The following is an 18,679-nucleotide window of genomic DNA, read 5'->3' as shown; positions in this document are numbered from 1 at the left end:
TGGAGTCCGGTCAAGTCTGCCGCACAAAAGCCGCTTGTCAGTACTTCGGCTCCGGGCATGTCCCCCTGCCGCGCCGATTGCTGCGCGGCAGGGGGAACCCGGCCCCGGCCGGAATCCGAACGTCTGGCTCAGAACCTCTGGCTCAGAACGACTCGCTCAGACTCCGAAGGCCGCCGGGTACTGGATCATGCCCGTCGGCACCGCCGCGGAATCGTCGAACACCAGCGCCATCATCGCCTCGTCCGGCACCTCGAAGCCGGGCCGGATGCCGAAGCGCGACGCCGGCACGAAGCCGAACGCCGGGTAGTAGTCCGGATGGCCGAGCACCAGGACCAACGGCTCACCCCGCAGCCGGGCCGCGTCCAGCACGGCCCGCACCACCGCCCGGCCCGCGCCCTGCCGCTGGTGGGCGGGGGCGGTTGCCACCGGGGCCAGCGCGAGCGCCGGGGCGCCCCCGACCAGGCACCGGGTCAGCAGGGCGTACGCGGCCACGGAACCGTCCGGCGCCTCCGCGACGTACGAGAGACCCGGCAGCCACGCCCCCGGATCCTCGCGCAGCGCGTCGACGAGACCGGCCTCGTCGGGCGTCGGGAACGCCGCCGCGTTCACGGCGTGCACGGCGGCCCGGTCGTCCGCCGTCTCCGGCCGGGTCGGCCAGCGCGGATCGGCGGGGCGCAGCACGTAGCCGGCATAGCCGTACTCCGCGCCGTGCTCGCGCCGCATGGCCAGCTCCTCACGGGTGGACGCGAGCGCCCACTCCATACCCGGAGCCGAGGGATCGGCGGCGGCCACGTGCTCGGCGAGAGGGACGTAGTACTCGTCCCAGTCGCTCTCGGGCTGCACCAGCACCCCGAGCACCCGGTAGTCCGCCGCGACGGCCGCGGCCGTGTTCGCGGCCACCGGGCGCAGCGAACCGTGCCGCTCCCAGAAGGCGCGGGCCTCGTCGGTGGGTGAGTCCGTCGTCCAGACGCACTCGGTGATCACCAGCGAGCCGCCAGGGGCGAGCAGCCGCTGCCAGTCGCGCAGAGCGGTGTCGAAGCCGATGTTGTACGCGGATCCCTCGGCCCAGACCAGATCGAACGATCCGGCCGGGAAGTCGGGACCGGTGAGGTCGGCCATATCGGCCTTGACCGTGCGGATGCGGTCGCCGAGACCCCGGGACTCGGCGGCCTCGCGCAGTTCGTCGAGGAACGGCTCGTGCAGATCGACGGCGGTCACCTCGGCGCCCGCCTCCGCAGCGAGCAGCAGAGCGGCCCGGCCGGGGCCGCAGCCCAGGTCGAGGACGCGCGGACGGACCGGCTGCGGTCCCGCGAGGGCGAGCAGCTGCCGGGTGGTGGCATCGGAGCCGGGGTTCTGCCGGGGAAGGTGGTGGTGCAGGGAGAAGAACGCCTCGTAACGCGACGAGGCGTCGGAGTGGTCGGTCAACGTGGGAAACCCTTGGGTGAGAGGGCTCCGGCCAACGCCGCGACGGCGAGTCGGGCTACTGGCCGAGAACCCGGGAGATGAGGAGGGACCGATTGCTGCGCCGGGCAGCCGTCGCCGTAACCGTCATCAATCTCAGCTCCTCTTTCGCACAGGGTGTCGCACCACAGGAAGACCCGCAGAACTCGGGAAACCCTAACACCGGGCCGCCCGCAGCCGTCAGAGACAGAGCTTCGCCTCGTGCTCGGCATGCCCGGCCGGCTCCAGCTGGAACGTGCAGTGCTCCACGTCGAAGTGATCGCCGAGGCAGCCCTGGAGCTCGTGGAGCAGCTTCTCGTGCCCTATCGAGTCCAGCACCTCCTGGCGCACCACCACGTGCGCGGAGAGGACGGGCATCCCCGAGGTGATCGTCCACGCGTGCAGATCGTGGACGTCCAGCACCCCCGGCAGCGCCGTGATGTGCGCCCGGACCTCGCCCATGTCGACACCCTTGGGCGCCGCCTCCAGCAGCACGTTGAGGGTCTCCCGCAGCAGTTTCACCGTACGGGGGACGATCATGAGGCCGATCACCAGTGAGGCGATCGGGTCGGCCGCCTGCCAGCCGGTGGTCATGATGATGCCCGCCGACACCAGCACGGTGACGGAGCCGAGGGTGTCCGCCAGGACCTCCAGATAGGCGCCCCGCACATTGAGGCTGTCCTTCTGCCCGCGCATCAGCAGGGACAGGGAGACCAGATTGGCGACCATGCCCACGGCGGCGAAGGCGATGGCGAGTCCGCCCTTGGTCTCGGCCGGAGTGATGAAACGGTCGACCGCCTCGAAGACCAGATAGCCGCCGACGCCCAGCAGCAGCAGACAGTTGGCCAGCGCGGCGAGGATCTCGGCGCGGGCGAAGCCGAAGGTCCGGTTGAGCCCGGCCGGCTTGTTTGCGAAATGGATGGCGAGCAGGGCCATGCCGAGCCCCAGCGCGTCGGTCGCCATATGGGCCGCGTCCGCGATCAGGGCCAGCGAGTCGGAGAGCAGACCGCCGACGATCTCCATGACCATGACGCCGAGCGTGATGCCCAGGGCGATCCGCAGCCGTCCCTTGTACGCGGCAGCCGCCGTGCCCGTCGGGGGCGGCCCGCCGTGCGTATGCCCGTGATCGTGGCCAGCCCCCATGAAAAACGCCTCCGGTCCGGTGGAACGACGCGGGCGCGGTCCGCCCGATGAGGTCAGTCAACTACGGGTGGGGGGTATAGGGCAACACGGCACTGAACACCGTTGTCATATGCTCTGACCTGCGGAAACGTTCGCAGGTCAGAGCCGTGCGGTGATCGCGTACGGATCAGAGCGCGCGCGCCTCGGGATGGCGCAGGCACCAGCCCTCCCAGGCGGACTCGACCATCTCGCGCACCCCGCGACGGGCGCTCCACCCCAGCTCCTGCGACATCCGGGCGGCCGAGGCCACGGCCTTCGCCGCGTCACCGGCCCGGCGCGGTTCGACGACGGGGTTCAGCGGCCGGCCGGTTACCTCGCCCACCAGATCGGCCAGCTCGCGCACCGAGACGCCTTCGCCCCGGCCCACGTTCACCGTCAGATCACCCGCGCCGGTCCGCCCGTCCAGCTTCCTGGCCACGGCGAGGTGCGCGTCGGCGAGGTCGGCGACATGGATGTAGTCCCGCACACAGGTGCCGTCCGGCGTCGGATAGTCGTCGCCGAAGATCCGGGGGGCCTCACCGCGTGTGAGCCGGTCGAAGAACATCGGAATGACATTGAAGACACCGGTGTCCGCCAGCTCCGGCTGTGCGGCGCCCGCCACGTTGAAGTAGCGCAGACAGGCGGTCGAGAGGTTGTGCGCCCGTCCCGTCGCGCGCACCAGCCACTCGCCGGTGAGCTTTGTCTCGCCGTAGGGGTTGATGGGCGCGCACGGGGTGTCCTCGGTGATGAGCTCCACATCGGGCACGCCGTAGACGGCGGCCGACGAGGAGAAGAGGAAGCGCCGCACACCGGCGGCGACGACGGCTTCGAGCAGCACCGTCAGCCCGGCGACGTTCTCCCGGTAGTAGAGCAGCGGCTGCTCCACGGACTCACCGACCTGCTTCTTCGCCGCGAGATGCACCACACCGGTCACGGCGTGCTCGGCGAGCACCCGGTCGAGCAGCGCACGGTCCGATGCCGAGCCCCGCACCAGCGGAATGTCCTCGGGCAGCCGCCCCGGCATGCCCGTGGAGATGTCGTCGAGTACGACGACCCGCTCCCCGGCCGAGGCCATGGCCTTCGCCACATGCGCCCCGATGTAACCCGCTCCGCCTGTAATCAGCCACGTCATGGCGTCAGCTTAGGCGGTGCCTCCACCACGGTTTGTGGGCCGAGGTGTTGATCGACGATGATGATCGCGAACGGCGCCGGATAGTGCCCGACCGTCCCGAACGGAGCATAAACGGGCGGTGAACTCGGCCTTCCGTTCATCCGATAGCCTCAGCCGACGTGCCGCGGGCCCACCTCCGGGCCGCACTGTCGCGCGCCGTTTCCGCCAGCGCCAAGGAGTGAGTTCGTCTGTCGACCGCCATCCTCACCGGTGCACCGGTACCCGGATCGTCGCTCGAGGACGATCTGCGGTCCCTGGGCTTTGACGTACGGGCGGCCAACGACGCCACCGAGGCCGCCGAACTGCTCGCCGCGGTGCCCGCCGGCGGGCGCGTCGCACTGGTCGACCCCCGCTTCGTCGGCCACGTCCACGCACTGCGGCTCGGACTGACCGACCCCCGATTCCCAGCCGCCACCGTCCCCGGCGCGCTCACCGCGCAGCCCGAGGCCCGGGCGGCACTGGTGCGCGCCCTGGACAGGGCCGTGGCCGCGGTCGGCGCGGGAAGCCCCGTCGGGCCCCTGCCCGCCGACCCGGGCGCCGAGGACCGTACGGTCCCTGGCCGCCTCGCCGTCGCACTGGAAACCGAAGGCACCCCGGTGCAGCGCCCCGAGCTGGGTTCGCTCACCGCCACCGTCCCCACAGGACCCGAAGCACGCGCCGCCGCCCGGACGGCCGTCGCCGCCGTCGACGACGAGGCGGTACGGCTGCGCAATGCGGTGAAGGCCCACGACGGCTTCACCACCACCTACTTCATCAGCCCGTACTCCCGCTACATCGCCCGCTGGTGCGCACGGCGCGGGTTCACCCCGAACCAGGTCACCACCGCCTCGCTGATCACCGCGCTCATCGCGGCCGGCAGCGCGGCGACCGGCACCCGCGGCGGCTATGTCGCCGCCGGAGTGCTGTTGCTCCTCTCCTTCGTCCTGGACTGCACCGACGGGCAGCTCGCCCGCTACTCGCTGCAGTACTCGACGATGGGCGCCTGGCTGGACGCCACGTTCGACCGGGCCAAGGAGTACGCGTACTACGCGGGCCTCGCCCTCGGCGCGGCCCGCGGCGGCGACGACGTATGGGTACTGGCGCTCGGCGCGATGGTGCTCCAGGCGTGCCGCCACATCGTCGACTTCTCGTTCAACGAGGCCAACCACGACGCGGTCTCCAACACGAGTCCGACAGCGGCCCTCTCCGACCGGCTCGACAGCGTCGGCTGGACGGTCTGGCTGCGGCGGATGATAGTGCTGCCGATCGGCGAGCGCTGGGCCATGATCGCCGTACTGACCGCGGTGACCAGCCCCCGGATCGTCTTCTACGCCCTGCTCGTCGGCTGCTCCCTGGCCGCCTGCTACACCACGGCGGGCCGCCTCCTGCGCTCGCTGACCCGCAAGGCGCGGCGCACCGACCGTGCCGCCCAGGCCCTCGCGGACCTCGCCGACTCGGGACCGCTCGCCCGGGCCGTCGCCGCCGTCGGCCCACGGCTGCGCGGCGGATTCACCGCCCCGCTCGTGGCGCTCACGGGCACTCTGGCGGTCATCGCGGCGGCCCTCTTCCTGCCCTACGGCAGCTGGCTGACCGTGGCCGCCGCCGCGCTCTACGCGGTCCTCTCCGGCTTCGCCGTATCGCGCCCGCTCAAGGGCGCCCTCGACTGGCTCGTACCCCCGCTCTTCAGGGCGGCGGAGTACTGCACGGTCCTCGTTCTGGCCGCCCGCAGTGACGTGCCGCACGCCGTTCCCGCGGCTTTCGGGCTGGTCTCGGCCGTCGCCTACCATCACTACGACACGGTGTACCGCATTCGCGGCGGCACCGGCGCGCCGCCCCAGTGGCTGGTGCGGACGATCGGTGGACACGAGGGCCGGACCGTTGTGGTGGCCGTGTTCGCCGCCGTACTGACTCAATCCTCAGATTTCACCACGGCTCTCACCGCGCTCGCGGTGGCCGTGGCTCTGGTGGTGCTCGTGGAGTCCATCCGCTTCTGGGTGTCCTCCTCGGCCCCCGCCGTACACGACGAAGGAGAACTCGCATGATCGGCCTCGTACTGGCAGCCGGTGCAGGACGACGTCTGCGCCCGTACACGGACACGCTGCCCAAGGCGCTCGTCCCTGTCGACGGTGACAAGACGGTCCTCGACCTCACGCTCGCCAACTTCGCCGAGGTCGGACTCACCGAGGTCGCGATCGTGGTCGGCTACCGCAAGGAAGCCGTCTACGCCCGCCAGGCGGAGCTCGAGGCGAAGTACGGCGTGAAGCTCACCCTGATCGACAACGACAAGGCCGAGGAGTGGAACAACGCCTACTCCCTGTGGTGCGCGCGTGAGGTCCTGAAGCGGGGCGTCATCCTCGCCAACGGCGACACCGTGCACCCGGTCTCCGTCGAGAAGACCCTTCTGGACGCCCGCGGCAAGGGCCAGAAGATCATCCTCGCCCTCGACACGGTGAAGAACCTCGCCGACGAGGAGATGAAGGTCATCACCGAGGAGGGCAAGGGTGTTCAGCGCATCACCAAGCTGATGGACCCGGCCACCGCCACCGGCGAGTACATCGGTGTCACCCTCATCGAGCCCGAGGCCGCCGAGGACCTCGCCGACGCGCTGAAGGTCACCTTCGAGCGCGACCCGGACCTCTACTACGAGGACGGCTACCAGGAGCTCGTGAACCGCGGCTTCCAGATCGACGTGGCCCCGATCGGCGAAGTGACGTGGGTCGAGATCGACAACCACGACGACCTCGCGAAGGGCCGTGAGATCGCGTGCCAGTACTGACCCGGCTCATTCCGTCCCCGGTCGTCGTCGACATCAGGCGCGGCGCCATGGACGATCTGGCGGGCCTGCTGGCCGATCAGCGGATCTCCAACTCGGGCAAGCTCGCGATCGCGATCAGCGACGGCTCGGGCCGCGCCCTGCGCGAGAGGCTCGCTCCGCTGCTCCCGGGTGCCGACTGGTACCCGGTGACCGACGGCACGATCGACTCGGCGGTGAAGCTCGCCGACGGCATCAAGGGCAACCGCTACGACGCCGTCGTCGGCCTCGGCGGCGGGAAGATCATCGACGTGGCGAAGTACGCCGCGGCGCGTGTCGGCCTGCCGCTGGTCGCGGTCGCGACGAACCTGTCGCACGACGGGCTCTGCTCGCCGGTCGCCACCCTCGACAACGACAACGGGCGCGGTTCCTACGGGGTCCCCACCCCGATCGCCGTGGTCATCGACCTCGACATCATCCGTGAGGCGCCCGCCAGGTACGTACGTTCCGGCATCGGCGACGCGATCTCGAACATCTCCTGCGTCGCCGACTGGGAACTCGCCCACGAGGTCAACGGCGAGGAGATCGACGGTCTCGCGGCGGCCATGGCACGCCAGGCCGGCGAGGCCGTGCTGCGCCACCCCGGCGGTGTCGGGGACGACGCCTTCCTCAAGGTGCTGGCCGAGGGACTCGTCCTGACGGGCATCTCCATGTCGGTCGCCGGGGACTCCCGGCCGGCCTCCGGTGCCTGCCACGAGATCAACCACGCCTTCGACCTGCTGTATCCCCAGCGCGCGGCCAGCCACGGCGAGCAGGTCGGCCTCGGCGCCTGCTTCGCCATGCACCTGCGCGGGGCGCACGACGAAGCGCTGCTCATGGCGTCGATACTCCGGCGCCACGGCCTGCCGGTGCGGCCAGAGGAGATCGGCTTCACGGTCGAAGAGTTCGTGACAGCCGTCGACTACGCGCCGCAGACGCGCCCGGGACGCTTCACGATCCTGGAACACCTGAACCTGTCCACCGATCAGATCAAGGACGCATACGCCGACTATGCAAAAGCCATCAGTAGCTGAGCTCCGACCGGTTGTTCACCCCCCTGGTGTGAAGGACCGGCGGAGCGGCGAGCACTGGGCCGGCCGGCTCTACATGCGCGAGGTATCGCTGCGCATCGACCGGCATCTGGTCAACACACGGGTCACGCCCAACCAGCTGACCTATGTGATGACCGTCGCGGGCGCCCTCGCCGCTCCGGCACTCCTCGTGCCGGGCATCACGGGCGCACTGCTCGGCGTGCTGATGGTCCAGCTCTATCTGCTGCTCGACTGCGTCGACGGCGAGATCGCCCGCTGGAAGAAGCAGTACTCGCTCGCCGGGGTCTATCTGGACCGGGTCGCCGCCTACCTCTGCGACGCCGCGGTCCTCGTCGGCTTCGGCCTGCGCGCCTCCGACCTCTGGGGCGAGGGCCGGATCGACTGGCTGTGGGCCTTCCTCGGCACCCTGGCCGCGCTCGGCGCGATCCTGATCAAGGCCGAGACCGACCTCGTCGGCGTCGCCCGTCACCAGGGCGGCATGCCGCCGGTGAAGGAGTCGGCGTCCGAGCCGCGCTCGTCCGGAATGGCGCTGGCCCGCAAGGCCGCCGCGGCGCTGAAGTTCCACCGGCTGGTCCTCGGGGTCGAGGCGTCCCTGCTGATCCTCGCCGCGGCGATCGCGGACAGCATCAGGGACGACCTGTTCTTCTCGCGTCTCGGCGTCGCCGTCCTGGCGGGGATCGCTCTCCTGCAGACCCTCCTCCACCTCGTGTCGGTCCTCGCTTCGAGCAGGCTGAAGTGAGCACGGGAACACGTGCCGGCATGAAACTGGGCGCCGTCGTCATCACCATGGGTAACCGGCCCGCCGAGTTGCGTGCCCTGCTCGATTCGGTCGCCGGACAGGTGGGCGACCGGATCGAGGTGGTCGTCGTCGGCAACGGCGCCCCGGTGCCGGACGTGCCCGCAGGTGTACGCACGGTGGAGCTGCCCGAGAATCTGGGTATCCCCGGTGGCCGCAATGTCGGCATCGAGGCGTTCGGTCCGTCCGGCGCCGACGTCGACGCCCTGCTCTTCCTGGACGACGACGGGCTCCTCCCGAACGCCGACACCGCCGAGCTCTGCCGGCAGGCGTTCGCCGCGGACGAGAAGCTGGGCATCATCACGTTCCGTATCGCGGACCCGGACACCGGGGTCACCCAGCGCCGGCACGTGCCCAGGCTCCGGGCGTCCGATCCGATGCGCTCGTCCCGCGTGACGACCTTCCTCGGCGGCGCCAACGCCGTACGCACCCAGGTCCTCGCCGAGGTCGGCGGGCTGCCGGACGACTTCTTCTACGCCCACGAGGAGACCGATCTGGCCTGGCGGGCGCTGAACGCCGGCTGGATGATCGACTACCGCGCGGACATGGTGCTCAACCACCCGACAACCGCTCCTTCGCGGCATGCCGTCTACCACCGTATGGTGGCCCGGAACAGGGTCTGGCTCGCACGTCGCAACCTTCCCGCGCCCCTGGTTCCCGTCTATGTCGGTGTCTGGCTGCTGCTGACCCTGGTCCGCAGGCCGTCCGCTCCGGCGCTCAAGGCATGGTTCGGTGGTTTCCGGGAAGGCTGGGCAACGCCCTGCGGACCTCGACGTCCGATGAAGTGGCGTACGGTGTGGCGGCTGACCAGACTGGGCCGCCCTCCCGTGATCTGAGAAGCTCGCCTCTGAGAGCATGAGGCGTATTTTCTTTCCGGGACCTGTCCGCCTGAGCCGCGCCCGCGACTGGCTGCGCATCTTGAAGACGAGAGTTTCAACTTGTGAGTGACACAACCCATGACGGCTCGGTCGCGCTGAGCGACCTGCCGTCCGCCGACAAGGGCCTGAGCGCGGCCCAGGTGGCCGACAAGTACGGCCTGACGGTGAGCGGCGCCCGGCCGGGGCTTACCCAGTACATCCGGCAGCTCTGGGGCCGGCGCCACTTCATCATGGCGTTCTCCCGGGCGAAGCTGACGGCGCAGTACAGCCAGGCCAAGCTCGGCCAGCTGTGGCAGGTGGTGACGCCGCTGCTCAACGCGCTGGTCTACTACCTGATCTTCGGGCTGATCCTGGGGACCAGGAAGGGTATGAGCCAGGAGGTCTTCATCCCGTTCCTGGTGACCGGCGTCTTCGTGTTCACCTTCACGCAGAGCTCGGTCATGGCGGGCGTCCGCTCCATCTCGGGCAACCTGGGGCTGGTCCGGGCGCTGCACTTCCCGCGCGCCTCGCTGCCCATCTCCTTCTCGCTCCAGCAGCTCCAGCAGCTGATGTTCTCGATGATCGTGCTGGTGGCCGTGGCCGTGGGCTTCGGCAGCTACCCGTCGCTCTCCTGGCTGCTGGTCCTGCCCGCGCTGGTCATGCAGTTCTGCTTCAACACGGGTCTGGCGCTCGTCATGGCCAGGATGGGCAGCAAGACGCCCGACCTGGCGCAGCTGATGCCCTTCGTGATGCGGACGTGGATGTACGCGTCGGGTGTGATGTTCTCCATCCCGGTGATGCTCGCGGACAAGCCGCAGTGGATCGCCGACGTGCTGCAGTACAACCCGGCGGCCATCTACATGGACCTGGTGCGCTTCGCGCTCATCGACGGCTACGGCTCCGAGAACCTGCCGCAGCACGTCTGGGCCGTCGGGCTCGCCTGGGCGCTCTTCGTGGGCGTCGCGGGCTTTGTGTACTTCTGGAAGGCAGAGGAACGGTACGGCCGTGGCTGAGGACAAGATCCAGGGGAAGATCCCCACCGTCATCGCCGACGACGTACACATCGTGTACCGCGTCAACGGTGCGGCCGGGGGCAAGGGCAGCGCCACCGCGGCGCTCAGCCGGATGGTGCGCCGCGGCAAGGGCGAGTCGCGCGGTGTCCGTACGGTGCACGCCGTGCGCGGTGTCACCTTCACCGCGTACCGCGGCGAGGCCATCGGCCTCATCGGGACCAACGGCTCGGGCAAGTCGACCCTGCTCCGGGCCATCGCCGGACTCCTGCCGACCGAGCAGGGCAAGGTGTACACGGACGGTCAGCCCTCGCTGCTCGGTGTGAACGCCGCCCTGATGAGCGATCTGACCGGTGAGCGCAACGTCGTACTCGGCGGCCTTGCCATGGGGATGAGCCGCGAGGAGATCCGCTCGCGCTACGACGAGATCGTCGAGTTCTCCGGGATCAACGAGAAGGGCGACTTCATCACGCTGCCGATGCGGACGTACTCCTCCGGTATGGCCGCCCGCCTGCGCTTCTCGATCGCCGCCGCGAAGAACCACGACGTCCTCATGATCGACGAGGCGCTGGCCACCGGTGACCGCAAGTTCCGCATCCGCTCCGAGGAGCGGATCCGTGAGCTCCGCAAGGAGGCGGGCACCGTCTTCCTGGTGAGTCACAACAACAAGTCGATCAGGGACACCTGCGACCGCGTGCTGTGGCTGGAGAAGGGCGAGCTCCTGATGGACGGCCCCACCGAAGAGGTCCTCAAGGCTTACGAGCGGGAGACCAGCAAGTAGCAGCTGCCGTTCCTGTGGCCTTCGCCCGAGTGTGACCGGGCGGAGGCCACAGTGGTGTACGGACTGATCTCCTCCCGGCGGATGACGTCAATCTCCTTGGCGCCGGGGAAGGTTGGCTGAGATCGCCACGTGGTTGTAACGCGCGCATCACCCCGCCGGGGATTTGTGAGCTGTACAACGTAAGCTGTACCGGTGCTGATTCGTGGCAAGTGAGGCGATACGCCCCAGGGCAAGTGCCCCTGCTGCTCCACTGCACTCGGGGAAGCGAGCGGCGTGTCCGAAAAGGGTTGTTTTAGATCAGCAGTGTAGAACGGGAGATGTGACGGCAATGACGGAAAATCTCCAGCTCCGACGTGGTCTCGCCGTCCCCGCGCCGGGCGGTACGCAGTGACCCGTACCCCTCAGACGCGCCCGGACGCGGCGGTGACCGGCACGCTCGGCAAGGCCGCGGACGAGAACTTCCCCGTGGCCCCGTTCTTCCTGCCCCGCGCCTGGCGCGACGATCTGATGGCCGTCTACGGATTCGCCCGCCTCGTCGACGACATCGGTGACGGCGACCTCGCCCCCGGCGGCGCCGACGCCCGCCACCTGGGCCTGGAGTCGGCGCAGGTGGACGACCGGCTGGCCATGCTCGACGCCTTCGAGGCCGACCTGCACCGTGTCTTCGCCACCACCGGCGACGGCCCGCGCCACCCCCTGCTGCGTGCACTGCGCCCCACCGTGCGGCGCTGCGCGCTCACCCCCGAGCCCTTCCTCGGACTCGTCGAGGCCAACCGGCAGGACCAGAAGGTCCGGCGCTACGGGACGTACGGGGAACTCCTCGCCTACTGCGAGCTCTCCGCCAACCCCGTCGGCCGCCTGGTCCTCCAGATCACCGGCACAGCCAGCCCCGAACGGATCCGCCGCTCCGACGCCGTCTGTACGGCCCTGCAGATCGTCGAGCACCTCCAGGACGTCACCGAGGACCTCGGGCGCGACCGGATCTATCTGCCGGCCGAGGACATGGCCCGCTTCCACGTCGGCGAATCCGATCTGGCCGCACCCTCCGGGAGCGCATCGGTGCGCAGTCTCGTGGCCTACGAAGCCGAACGCGCCGCTGAGCTGTTGAATGAAGGCACCCCGCTGGTGGGTAGCGTCCACGGCAGACTCAAGCTGCTGCTCGCCGGATTCGTCGCCGGAGGGCGAGCAGCCCTCACCGCGATCGGAGCCGCCGGGTTCGATGTACTGCCCGGACCGCCCAAGCCCACTAAGCCCAGCTTGCTGCGCGAAGTGGGAGTTGTCTTGCGAAGAGCGCGTAGAGAGGGATGAGCCGGACCGTGGAGGGACAGACGACGTACATGTCGGCACCGGTACAGGCCGCATACAGTTACTGCGAGGCCGTCACCGGACAGCAGGCCCGTAACTTCGCGTACGGCATCAGACTGCTGCCGTACGAGAAGCGTCAGGCCATGTCGGCGCTGTACGCCTTCTCCCGTCGGGTCGACGACATCGGCGACGGTGAGCTGGCCCCGGAGATCAAGCGGACGCGGCTGGAAAGCACCCGCGACCTGCTCGACCGGATCAGGGACGGCGCCGTCGACGAGGACGACACCGATCCGGTCGCCGTCGCGCTCGCCGATGCTTTCCGGCGCTTCCCCCTGCCGCTCGGTGGGCTCGACGAGCTCATCGACGGCGTGCTGATGGACGTGCGCGGCGCGACGTACGAGACCTGGGACGACCTCAAGACGTACTGCCGGTGTGTCGCGGGCGCCATCGGGCGGCTCAGCCTGGGCGTTTTCGGTACGGAACCGGGCACACCCGACGCCGACCGTGCCGCCGACTACGCCGACACCCTCGGCCTCGCCCTCCAGCTCACCAACATCCTGCGGGACGTCCGGGAGGACGCCGCCAACGGACGCACGTATCTGCCGGCCGAGGACCTGGCCAAATTCGGCTGCTCCGCCGGATTCCACCGGGCCACCCCGCCGGCCGGCTCCGACTTCGCGGGCCTCGTGCACTTCGAGGTCCGGCGCGCCAGGGCCCTGTTCGCCGAGGGCTACCGGCTGCTGCCGATGCTCGACCGCCGCAGCGGAGCGTGCGTGGCCGCGATGGCCGGAATCTACCGCCGCCTCCTCGACCGGATCGAGCGCGACCCCGAGGCCGTACTGCGCGGCCGGGTCTCGCTGCCGGGCCACGAGAAGGCGTACGTGGCGGTGCGCGGCCTGTCCGGTCTCGACGCGCGGCACATCTCGCGCCTCACGACGAGGGGACGGGCCTGATGCGCACCACGGACACCTGCCGCACCCCGAGGTGCGGAGACCGGGAACCGCGGGCAACCCTCCGGTGGCCTGACGCGTCCCTGACTGCGACGATCTGGGTGGCGGAGAACCGGCGAGAGGGGGACGCATGAGCGACGAGAGCCTGCGCTCCTCCCGTGCGGTGGTGGTCGGCGGCGGCCTCGCCGGGGTCACCACGGCCCTGCGTCTCGCGGACGCCGGGGTTGACGTGACCCTGCTCGAAGGACGGCCCCGGCTCGGCGGCCTCGCCTTCTCCTTCCGCCGCGGAGAGCTCAGCGTCGACAACGGCCAGCACGTCTACCTGCGCTGCTGCACGGGCTACCGATGGTTCCTCGACCGGATCGACGGCGCGCACCTGGCCCCGCTCCAGGACCGCCTCGACGTACCCGTGCTCGATGTCGGACGCGCCGCGGGGCCCCGCCTCGGCAGGCTGCGCCGCACCGGCCTCCCCGTACCCCTGCACCTCGCGGCGGGGCTCGCCGCCTACCCGCACCTCTCCCTTGCCGAGAAGGCGAGCGTCGGGCGGGCCGCGCTCGCGCTCGGCCGTCTCGACCCGGCCGACCCCGCGCTCGACGGCATCTCCTTCGCCACCTGGCTCGGCCGGCACGGGCAGTCGCCGCGCACCATCGATGCCCTCTGGGACCTCGTCGGCGTGGCCACACTCAACGCCACCGCCGAGAACGCCTCCATGGCGCTGGCCGCCATGGTCTTCAAGACAGGGCTGCTGTCCGAGCCCGGCGCGGCCGACATCGGCTGGGCGGCCGTGCCGCTCGGCGAGCTCCACGACACCCTGGCCCGCAAGGCGCTCGACTCGGCCGGTGTCCGCACGGAGCTGCGCACCCGGGTCGGTTCCGTCTCCCGTACGGAGGACGGCCGCTGGGCCGTCGAGACGGACAGCGAGCGGATCGAGGCGGAGACCGTCGTCCTCGCCGTCCCCCAGGACGAGACCCACGAACTGCTGCCCGAAGGCGCCCTGCACGACCCTGACAGGCTGCTCGACATCGGCACGGCGCCCATCCTGAACGTGCATGTCGTCTACGACCGCAAGGTGCTGCGCAGGCCGTTCTTCGCGGCGCTCGGCTCGCCGGTCCAGTGGGTCTTCGACCGCACCGAATCCTCCGGGCTCCAGGGCGAGGGGCAGTACCTCGCGGTCTCCCAGTCGGCGGCCCAGGACGAGATCGACCTGCCCGTCGCCGAACTGCGCAGGCGGTATCTGCCCGAGCTGGAGCGGCTTCTTCCGGCCGCCCGCGGGGCAGGTATCCGCGACTTCTTCGTCACCCGGGAGCGCACCGCGACGTTCGCGCCCGCACCCGGGGTCGGCCGGCTCAGGCCGGGCACCCTCACCCGCGCACCCGGCCTGCACCTGGCGGGGGCGTGGACCGCAACAGGCTGGCCCGCGACGATGGAGGGCGCGGTGCGCAGCGGCATGAGCGCCGCCGACGCCGCGCTCGGCGCTCTCGGGCGCCCCCGTGAACATCCGCTGCAGGAGGCGGCATGAGCAGTACCACCGGAACAAGAGGAGAGTCAGTGACCCCGGCGAATCCGGCTTTCGACACCGTGGCAGACACCGCGGACGTCACCGCGCTTCTGGAGCGCGGACGGGCCATGTCCACGCCGGTGCTGCGGGCTGCCGTGGACCGGCTCGCGCCGCCCATGGACACCGTCGCCGCCTACCACTTCGGCTGGATCGACGCCCAGGGCAGGCCGGCCGACGGCGACGGGGGCAAGGCGGTGCGTCCCGCGCTCGCCCTGCTGTCCGCCGAGGTGGCGGGTGCCCCGGCCGAGGTCGGGCTCCCCGGCGCCGTGGCCGTCGAGCTCGTACACAACTTCTCGCTGCTGCACGACGACCTGATGGACGGTGACGAGCAGCGCCGCCACCGGGACACGGTGTGGAAGGTGCACGGTCCGGCCCAGGCGATCCTCGTCGGCGACGCGCTGTTCGCGCTTGCCAACGAGATCCTGCTGGAGCTCGGGACCGTCGAGGCGGGCCGGGCGGCCCGCCGCCTGACCACCGCGACCCGCAAGCTGATCGACGGCCAGGCCCAGGACATCTCGTACGAGCACCGCGAGCGGGTCACCGTCGAGGAGTGCCTGGAGATGGAGGGCAACAAGACGGGCGCCCTGCTCGCCTGCGCCGTCTCCATCGGCGCCGTGCTCGGCGGGGCCGACGACCGCACCGCCGACACCCTGGAGGCGTACGGCTATCACCTCGGCCTCGCCTTCCAGGCCGTCGACGACCTGCTCGGCATCTGGGGCGACCCGGAGGCCACCGGCAAGCAGACCTGGAGCGATCTGCGCCAGCGCAAGAAGTCCCTGCCGGTCGTCGCCGCGCTCGCCGCGGGCGGACCGGCCTCCGAGCGCCTCGGCGAACTGCTCGCCGCCGACGCCAAGAGCGCCGACTTCGACAGCTTTTCCGAAGAGGAGTTCGCCGCCCGCGCGGCACTCATCGAGGAGGCGGGCGGCCGGGAGTGGACCGCCCAGGAAGCCCGTCGCCAGCACGCGGTCGCCATCGAGGCGCTGCACGGTGTCGACATGCCTGAGCAGGTGCGGGCGCAGCTCACCGCGCTCGCCGACTTCGTTGTCGTACGAAAGAGATGATGACCATCCGTTCCATATGACTCGCAGTCGCCGGCCGGTGCCTCTAAGGGGTACCGGCCGACGGAGCCCCCAGCACAGCAGAGGACCAACTGCACGAAGGGGAAGCCATGACAGCGACGACCGACGGAAGCACCGGAGCCGCGAACCTCCGCGCAGCCTCGGCCAGCGATCCGACCGAGACAACCATCGCCGCGGACGACGTTCTCGCCGCCGCGCGGCGGGCCGCGGAACGCTCGGTGGAGCATCTGCTCGGCAGGCAGGACGAGCAGGGATGGTGGAAGGGGGACCTCGCCACCAACGTCACCATGGACGCCGAGGACCTGCTGCTGCGCCAGTTCCTCGGGATTCAGGATCCTGAGACGGTCGAGGCCACCGCCCGCTTCATCCGGGGCGAGCAGCTCGGCGACGGCACCTGGGCGACCTTCTACGAGGGACCCGCCGACCTCTCCGCCACCATCGAGGCGTACGTGGCGCTGCGGCTCGCCGGGGACAGCCCGCAGGACCCGCACATGGCCCGGGCGGCCTGCTGGGTCCGGGAACAGGGCGGAATCGCCGGCGCCCGGGTCTTCACCAGGATCTGGCTCGCCCTCTTCGGCTGGTGGAAGTGGGACGATCTGCCGGAGCTGCCGCCCGAGTTGATGTTCTTCCCCAAGTGGGTTCCGCTCAATATCTATGACTTCGGCTGCTGGGCCCGGCAGACCATCGTTCCGCTCACCATCGTCTCGGCGAAGCGGCCGGTGCGGCCGGCCCCGTTCGCGCTCGACGAGCTGCACACCGACCCGGCCTGCCCGAACCCGCCCAAGCGCATGGCGCCGACGGCGAGTTGGGACGGAATCTTCCAGCGGCTCGACAGGGCGATGCACGTCTACCACAAGGTCGCACCGCGAAGACTGCGGCGCATCGCCATGAACGCGGCGGCCCGGTGGATCATCGAGCGTCAGGAGAACGACGGCTGCTGGGGCGGAATCCAGCCGCCCGCCGTGTACTCCGTGATCGCCCTGCATCTGCTCGGCTACGACCTCGACCACCCGGTCATGCGGGCCGGACTCGCCTCGCTCGACCGATTCGTCGTCAGGCGCGAGGACGGCGCCCGCATGATCGAGGCGTGCCAGTCCCCGGTCTGGGACACCTGTCTCGCGACCATCGCGCTCGCCGACGCCGGGCTCCGCCCCGACCACCCGGCCCTCGTGAAGGCCGCCGACTGGATGCTCGCCGAGGAGATCGACCGGCCCGGCGACTGGTCGGTGCGCAAGCCCGAACTCGCCCCTGGCGGGTGGGCGTTCGAGTTCCACAACGACAACTACCCCGATATCGACGACACCGCCGAGGTCGTCCTCGCACTGCGCCGGGTCCGTCATCCCGACCCCGTACGGCTCGAAGCGGCCATCGAGCGCGGAGTGCGCTGGAATCTGGGCATGCAGTCGCGCAACGGGGCCTGGGGCGCCTTCGACGCGGACAACACCAGCCCCTTCCCCAACCGGCTGCCGTTCTGCGACTTCGGCGAGGTCATCGACCCGCCGTCCGCCGATGTCACCGGGCACGTGGTGGAGATGCTGGCCATCGAGGGAATGTCCCGGCACCCCCGTACCCGGCGGGGAATCGAGTGGCTGCTCGCCGAACAGGAGGCGTGCGGGGCCTGGTTCGGGCGCTGGGGCGTCAACTACATCTACGGAACCGGGTCCGTGGTGCCCGCCCTGGTCGCCGCGGGCCTGCCCACCGGGCATCCGTCGGTCCGCCGCGCCGTGAGCTGGCTGGAGTCCGTCCAGAACGACGACGGCGGCTGGGGCGAGGACCTGCGCTCCTACCAGGAGGAGAAGTGGATCGGGCACGGCTCGTCGACCGCTTCCCAGACGGCCTGGGCGCTCCTCGCGCTCCTCGCCGCCGGAGAGCGTGACGGCAGGTCCGTGCAGCGGGGCGTGACCTGGCTGGCCGAGGCCCAGCAGCCGGACGGCTCCTGGGACGAGCCGTACTTCACCGGGACCGGGTTCCCCTGGGACTTCTCCATCAACTACCACCTGTACCGGCAGGTCTTCCCGCTCACCGCGCTCGGCAGGTACGTCTACGGCGACCCGTTCGCCGACCGCGCCCCCGTCCGTAAGGGGGCCTGATGGGCCGAACGCAGGGGCCGCCCGGCCCCGCGACCCCGCTCCTGATCGCCTGCGCGCTCTCCATCGAGCACCTCGCACTGCGCAGCGGCAGGGGTGGCGGGGCCCCCGGCCCGGTGAGCGTCATCAGGACCGGGATGGGCCCGAGGGCCGCCGAGGCGGCCGTGGGGCGCGCACTGGACCGGGAGGGCGCGGCAGGCGCCGCGGTCATCGCCTCCGGCTTCTGTGCGGGCCTGGCCCCCGGTATGCACCCCGGCGACCTGGTCGTGGCGGAGGAGACCCGTGACGCCGGTGGAGCGTCCGTCTGCACCGGCTCGGACGTCCTCGTCGACGCCCTGGCCAGGGCGGTGCCGGGCCGCACCGTACACACCGGTCCGCTGACCGGCTCCGACCATGTCGTACGCGGACCCGAGCGGGCCGAGCTGAGGGCGACCGGAGCCATCGCGGTGGACATGGAGTCCGCCGCCACGCTGCGTACTGCCCTGCGCGGCGGGCCGCGCCCGGTTGCGGCCGTACGGGTGGTCGTGGACGCTCCAGAGCATGAGCTCGTCCGCATCGGCACTGTTCGCGGTGGAATATCGGCTTTCCGTGTTCTCCGCGCTGTCCTTCCGGCTTTCCATGAATGGCACCGTTCTTTGCTGCTCCCCAGGAGGTGAGCCCAG

Annotated in this window: 16 protein-coding genes; 13 read left to right on the top strand and 3 right to left on the bottom strand. The window is 70.5% G+C overall.

Going from position 1 to position 18,679, the window contains the following annotated elements; translation table 11 throughout:
• Nucleotides 1–156 precede the first annotated feature (156 nt).
• The 3 genes from ACWGO0_RS18605 to galE all read right to left on the bottom strand — a co-directional run bounded on the left by ACWGO0_RS18605 (nucleotide 157) and on the right by galE (nucleotide 3,733).
• Nucleotides 157–1,425: a GNAT family N-acetyltransferase gene (locus ACWGO0_RS18605; RefSeq protein WP_453535565.1), complete on the bottom strand. Its 1,269-nt coding sequence runs from the start codon at nucleotides 1,423–1,425 to the stop codon at nucleotides 157–159.
• A gap of 216 nt (nucleotides 1,426–1,641) precedes the next feature.
• Complete coding sequence (locus tag ACWGO0_RS18600) at nucleotides 1,642–2,583, bottom strand: cation diffusion facilitator family transporter (RefSeq protein WP_453535562.1); 942 nt, start codon at nucleotides 2,581–2,583, stop codon at nucleotides 1,642–1,644.
• Between the two features lie 166 nt (nucleotides 2,584–2,749).
• Nucleotides 2,750–3,733 carry a UDP-glucose 4-epimerase GalE gene (gene galE / locus ACWGO0_RS18595; RefSeq protein WP_453535559.1) on the bottom strand — a complete coding sequence of 328 codons (984 nt, stop codon included), beginning with the start codon at nucleotides 3,731–3,733 and terminating at the stop codon, nucleotides 2,750–2,752.
• 284 nt (nucleotides 3,734–4,017) lie between these two features.
• Here galE and ACWGO0_RS18590 point away from each other — a divergent pair, with 284 nt between their 5' ends.
• From ACWGO0_RS18590 to ACWGO0_RS18530, 13 genes are all read left to right on the top strand, one after another.
• Nucleotides 4,018–5,793 (top strand): DUF5941 domain-containing protein, encoded by a 1,776-nt coding sequence (locus ACWGO0_RS18590; protein ID WP_453535750.1) that lies wholly within the window; start codon nucleotides 4,018–4,020, stop codon nucleotides 5,791–5,793.
• On the top strand, nucleotides 5,790–6,527 hold the full coding sequence (locus ACWGO0_RS18585; RefSeq protein ID WP_453535556.1) for a phosphocholine cytidylyltransferase family protein: 738 nt from the start codon (nucleotides 5,790–5,792) through the stop codon (nucleotides 6,525–6,527). The genes ACWGO0_RS18590 and ACWGO0_RS18585 overlap by 4 nt, the downstream gene beginning before the upstream one ends.
• A complete protein-coding gene (locus ACWGO0_RS18580) occupies nucleotides 6,515–7,576 on the top strand; it encodes an iron-containing alcohol dehydrogenase family protein (RefSeq protein ID WP_453535553.1) in 1,062 nt (353 codons plus the stop codon). The genes ACWGO0_RS18585 and ACWGO0_RS18580 overlap by 13 nt, the downstream gene beginning before the upstream one ends.
• Nucleotides 7,554–8,333: a CDP-alcohol phosphatidyltransferase family protein gene (locus ACWGO0_RS18575; RefSeq protein ID WP_453535550.1), complete on the top strand. Its 780-nt coding sequence runs from the start codon at nucleotides 7,554–7,556 to the stop codon at nucleotides 8,331–8,333. Before ACWGO0_RS18580 ends, ACWGO0_RS18575 begins: the two co-directional genes overlap by 23 nt.
• A 20-nt stretch (nucleotides 8,334–8,353) precedes the next feature.
• The gene (locus ACWGO0_RS18570) at nucleotides 8,354–9,226 is read left to right on the top strand and encodes a glycosyltransferase family 2 protein (RefSeq protein ID WP_453535747.1); all 873 of its coding nucleotides are present in this window, start codon (nucleotides 8,354–8,356) and stop codon (nucleotides 9,224–9,226) included.
• Between the two features lie 104 nt (nucleotides 9,227–9,330).
• A complete protein-coding gene (locus ACWGO0_RS18565) occupies nucleotides 9,331–10,260 on the top strand; it encodes an ABC transporter permease (RefSeq protein ID WP_453535547.1) in 930 nt (309 codons plus the stop codon).
• Nucleotides 10,253–11,038, top strand: a complete 786-nt coding sequence (locus tag ACWGO0_RS18560; RefSeq protein ID WP_453535545.1) for an ABC transporter ATP-binding protein — start codon at nucleotides 10,253–10,255, stop codon at nucleotides 11,036–11,038. Before ACWGO0_RS18565 ends, ACWGO0_RS18560 begins: the two co-directional genes overlap by 8 nt.
• 387 nt (nucleotides 11,039–11,425) lie before the next feature.
• The gene (hpnC, locus tag ACWGO0_RS18555; RefSeq protein WP_453535543.1) at nucleotides 11,426–12,346 is read left to right on the top strand and encodes a squalene synthase HpnC; all 921 of its coding nucleotides are present in this window, start codon (nucleotides 11,426–11,428) and stop codon (nucleotides 12,344–12,346) included.
• On the top strand, nucleotides 12,343–13,296 hold the full coding sequence (gene hpnD, locus ACWGO0_RS18550) for a presqualene diphosphate synthase HpnD (protein WP_453535540.1): 954 nt from the start codon (nucleotides 12,343–12,345) through the stop codon (nucleotides 13,294–13,296). The genes hpnC and hpnD overlap by 4 nt, the downstream gene beginning before the upstream one ends.
• 127 nt (nucleotides 13,297–13,423) lie before the next feature.
• The gene (gene hpnE / locus ACWGO0_RS18545; RefSeq protein WP_453535537.1) at nucleotides 13,424–14,812 is read left to right on the top strand and encodes a hydroxysqualene dehydroxylase HpnE; all 1,389 of its coding nucleotides are present in this window, start codon (nucleotides 13,424–13,426) and stop codon (nucleotides 14,810–14,812) included.
• Nucleotides 14,809–15,912: a polyprenyl synthetase family protein gene (locus ACWGO0_RS18540; RefSeq protein WP_453535534.1), complete on the top strand. Its 1,104-nt coding sequence runs from the start codon at nucleotides 14,809–14,811 to the stop codon at nucleotides 15,910–15,912. Before hpnE ends, ACWGO0_RS18540 begins: the two co-directional genes overlap by 4 nt.
• 107 nt (nucleotides 15,913–16,019) lie before the next feature.
• Nucleotides 16,020–18,020, top strand: coding sequence for a squalene--hopene cyclase (shc, locus tag ACWGO0_RS18535; RefSeq protein WP_453535531.1), 2,001 nt, complete (start codon nucleotides 16,020–16,022; stop codon nucleotides 18,018–18,020).
• Nucleotides 18,020–18,673 carry a phosphorylase family protein gene (locus ACWGO0_RS18530; RefSeq protein WP_453535528.1) on the top strand — a complete coding sequence of 218 codons (654 nt, stop codon included), beginning with the start codon at nucleotides 18,020–18,022 and terminating at the stop codon, nucleotides 18,671–18,673. Before shc ends, ACWGO0_RS18530 begins: the two co-directional genes overlap by 1 nt.
• Nucleotides 18,674–18,679 lie beyond the last annotated feature (6 nt).

It is taken from the genome of Streptomyces sp. NPDC055749 (genome assembly GCF_053617235.1).
The sequence above is the reverse complement of the archived record's forward strand: the minus strand, read 5'-3'. Positions and strand labels throughout refer to the sequence as shown.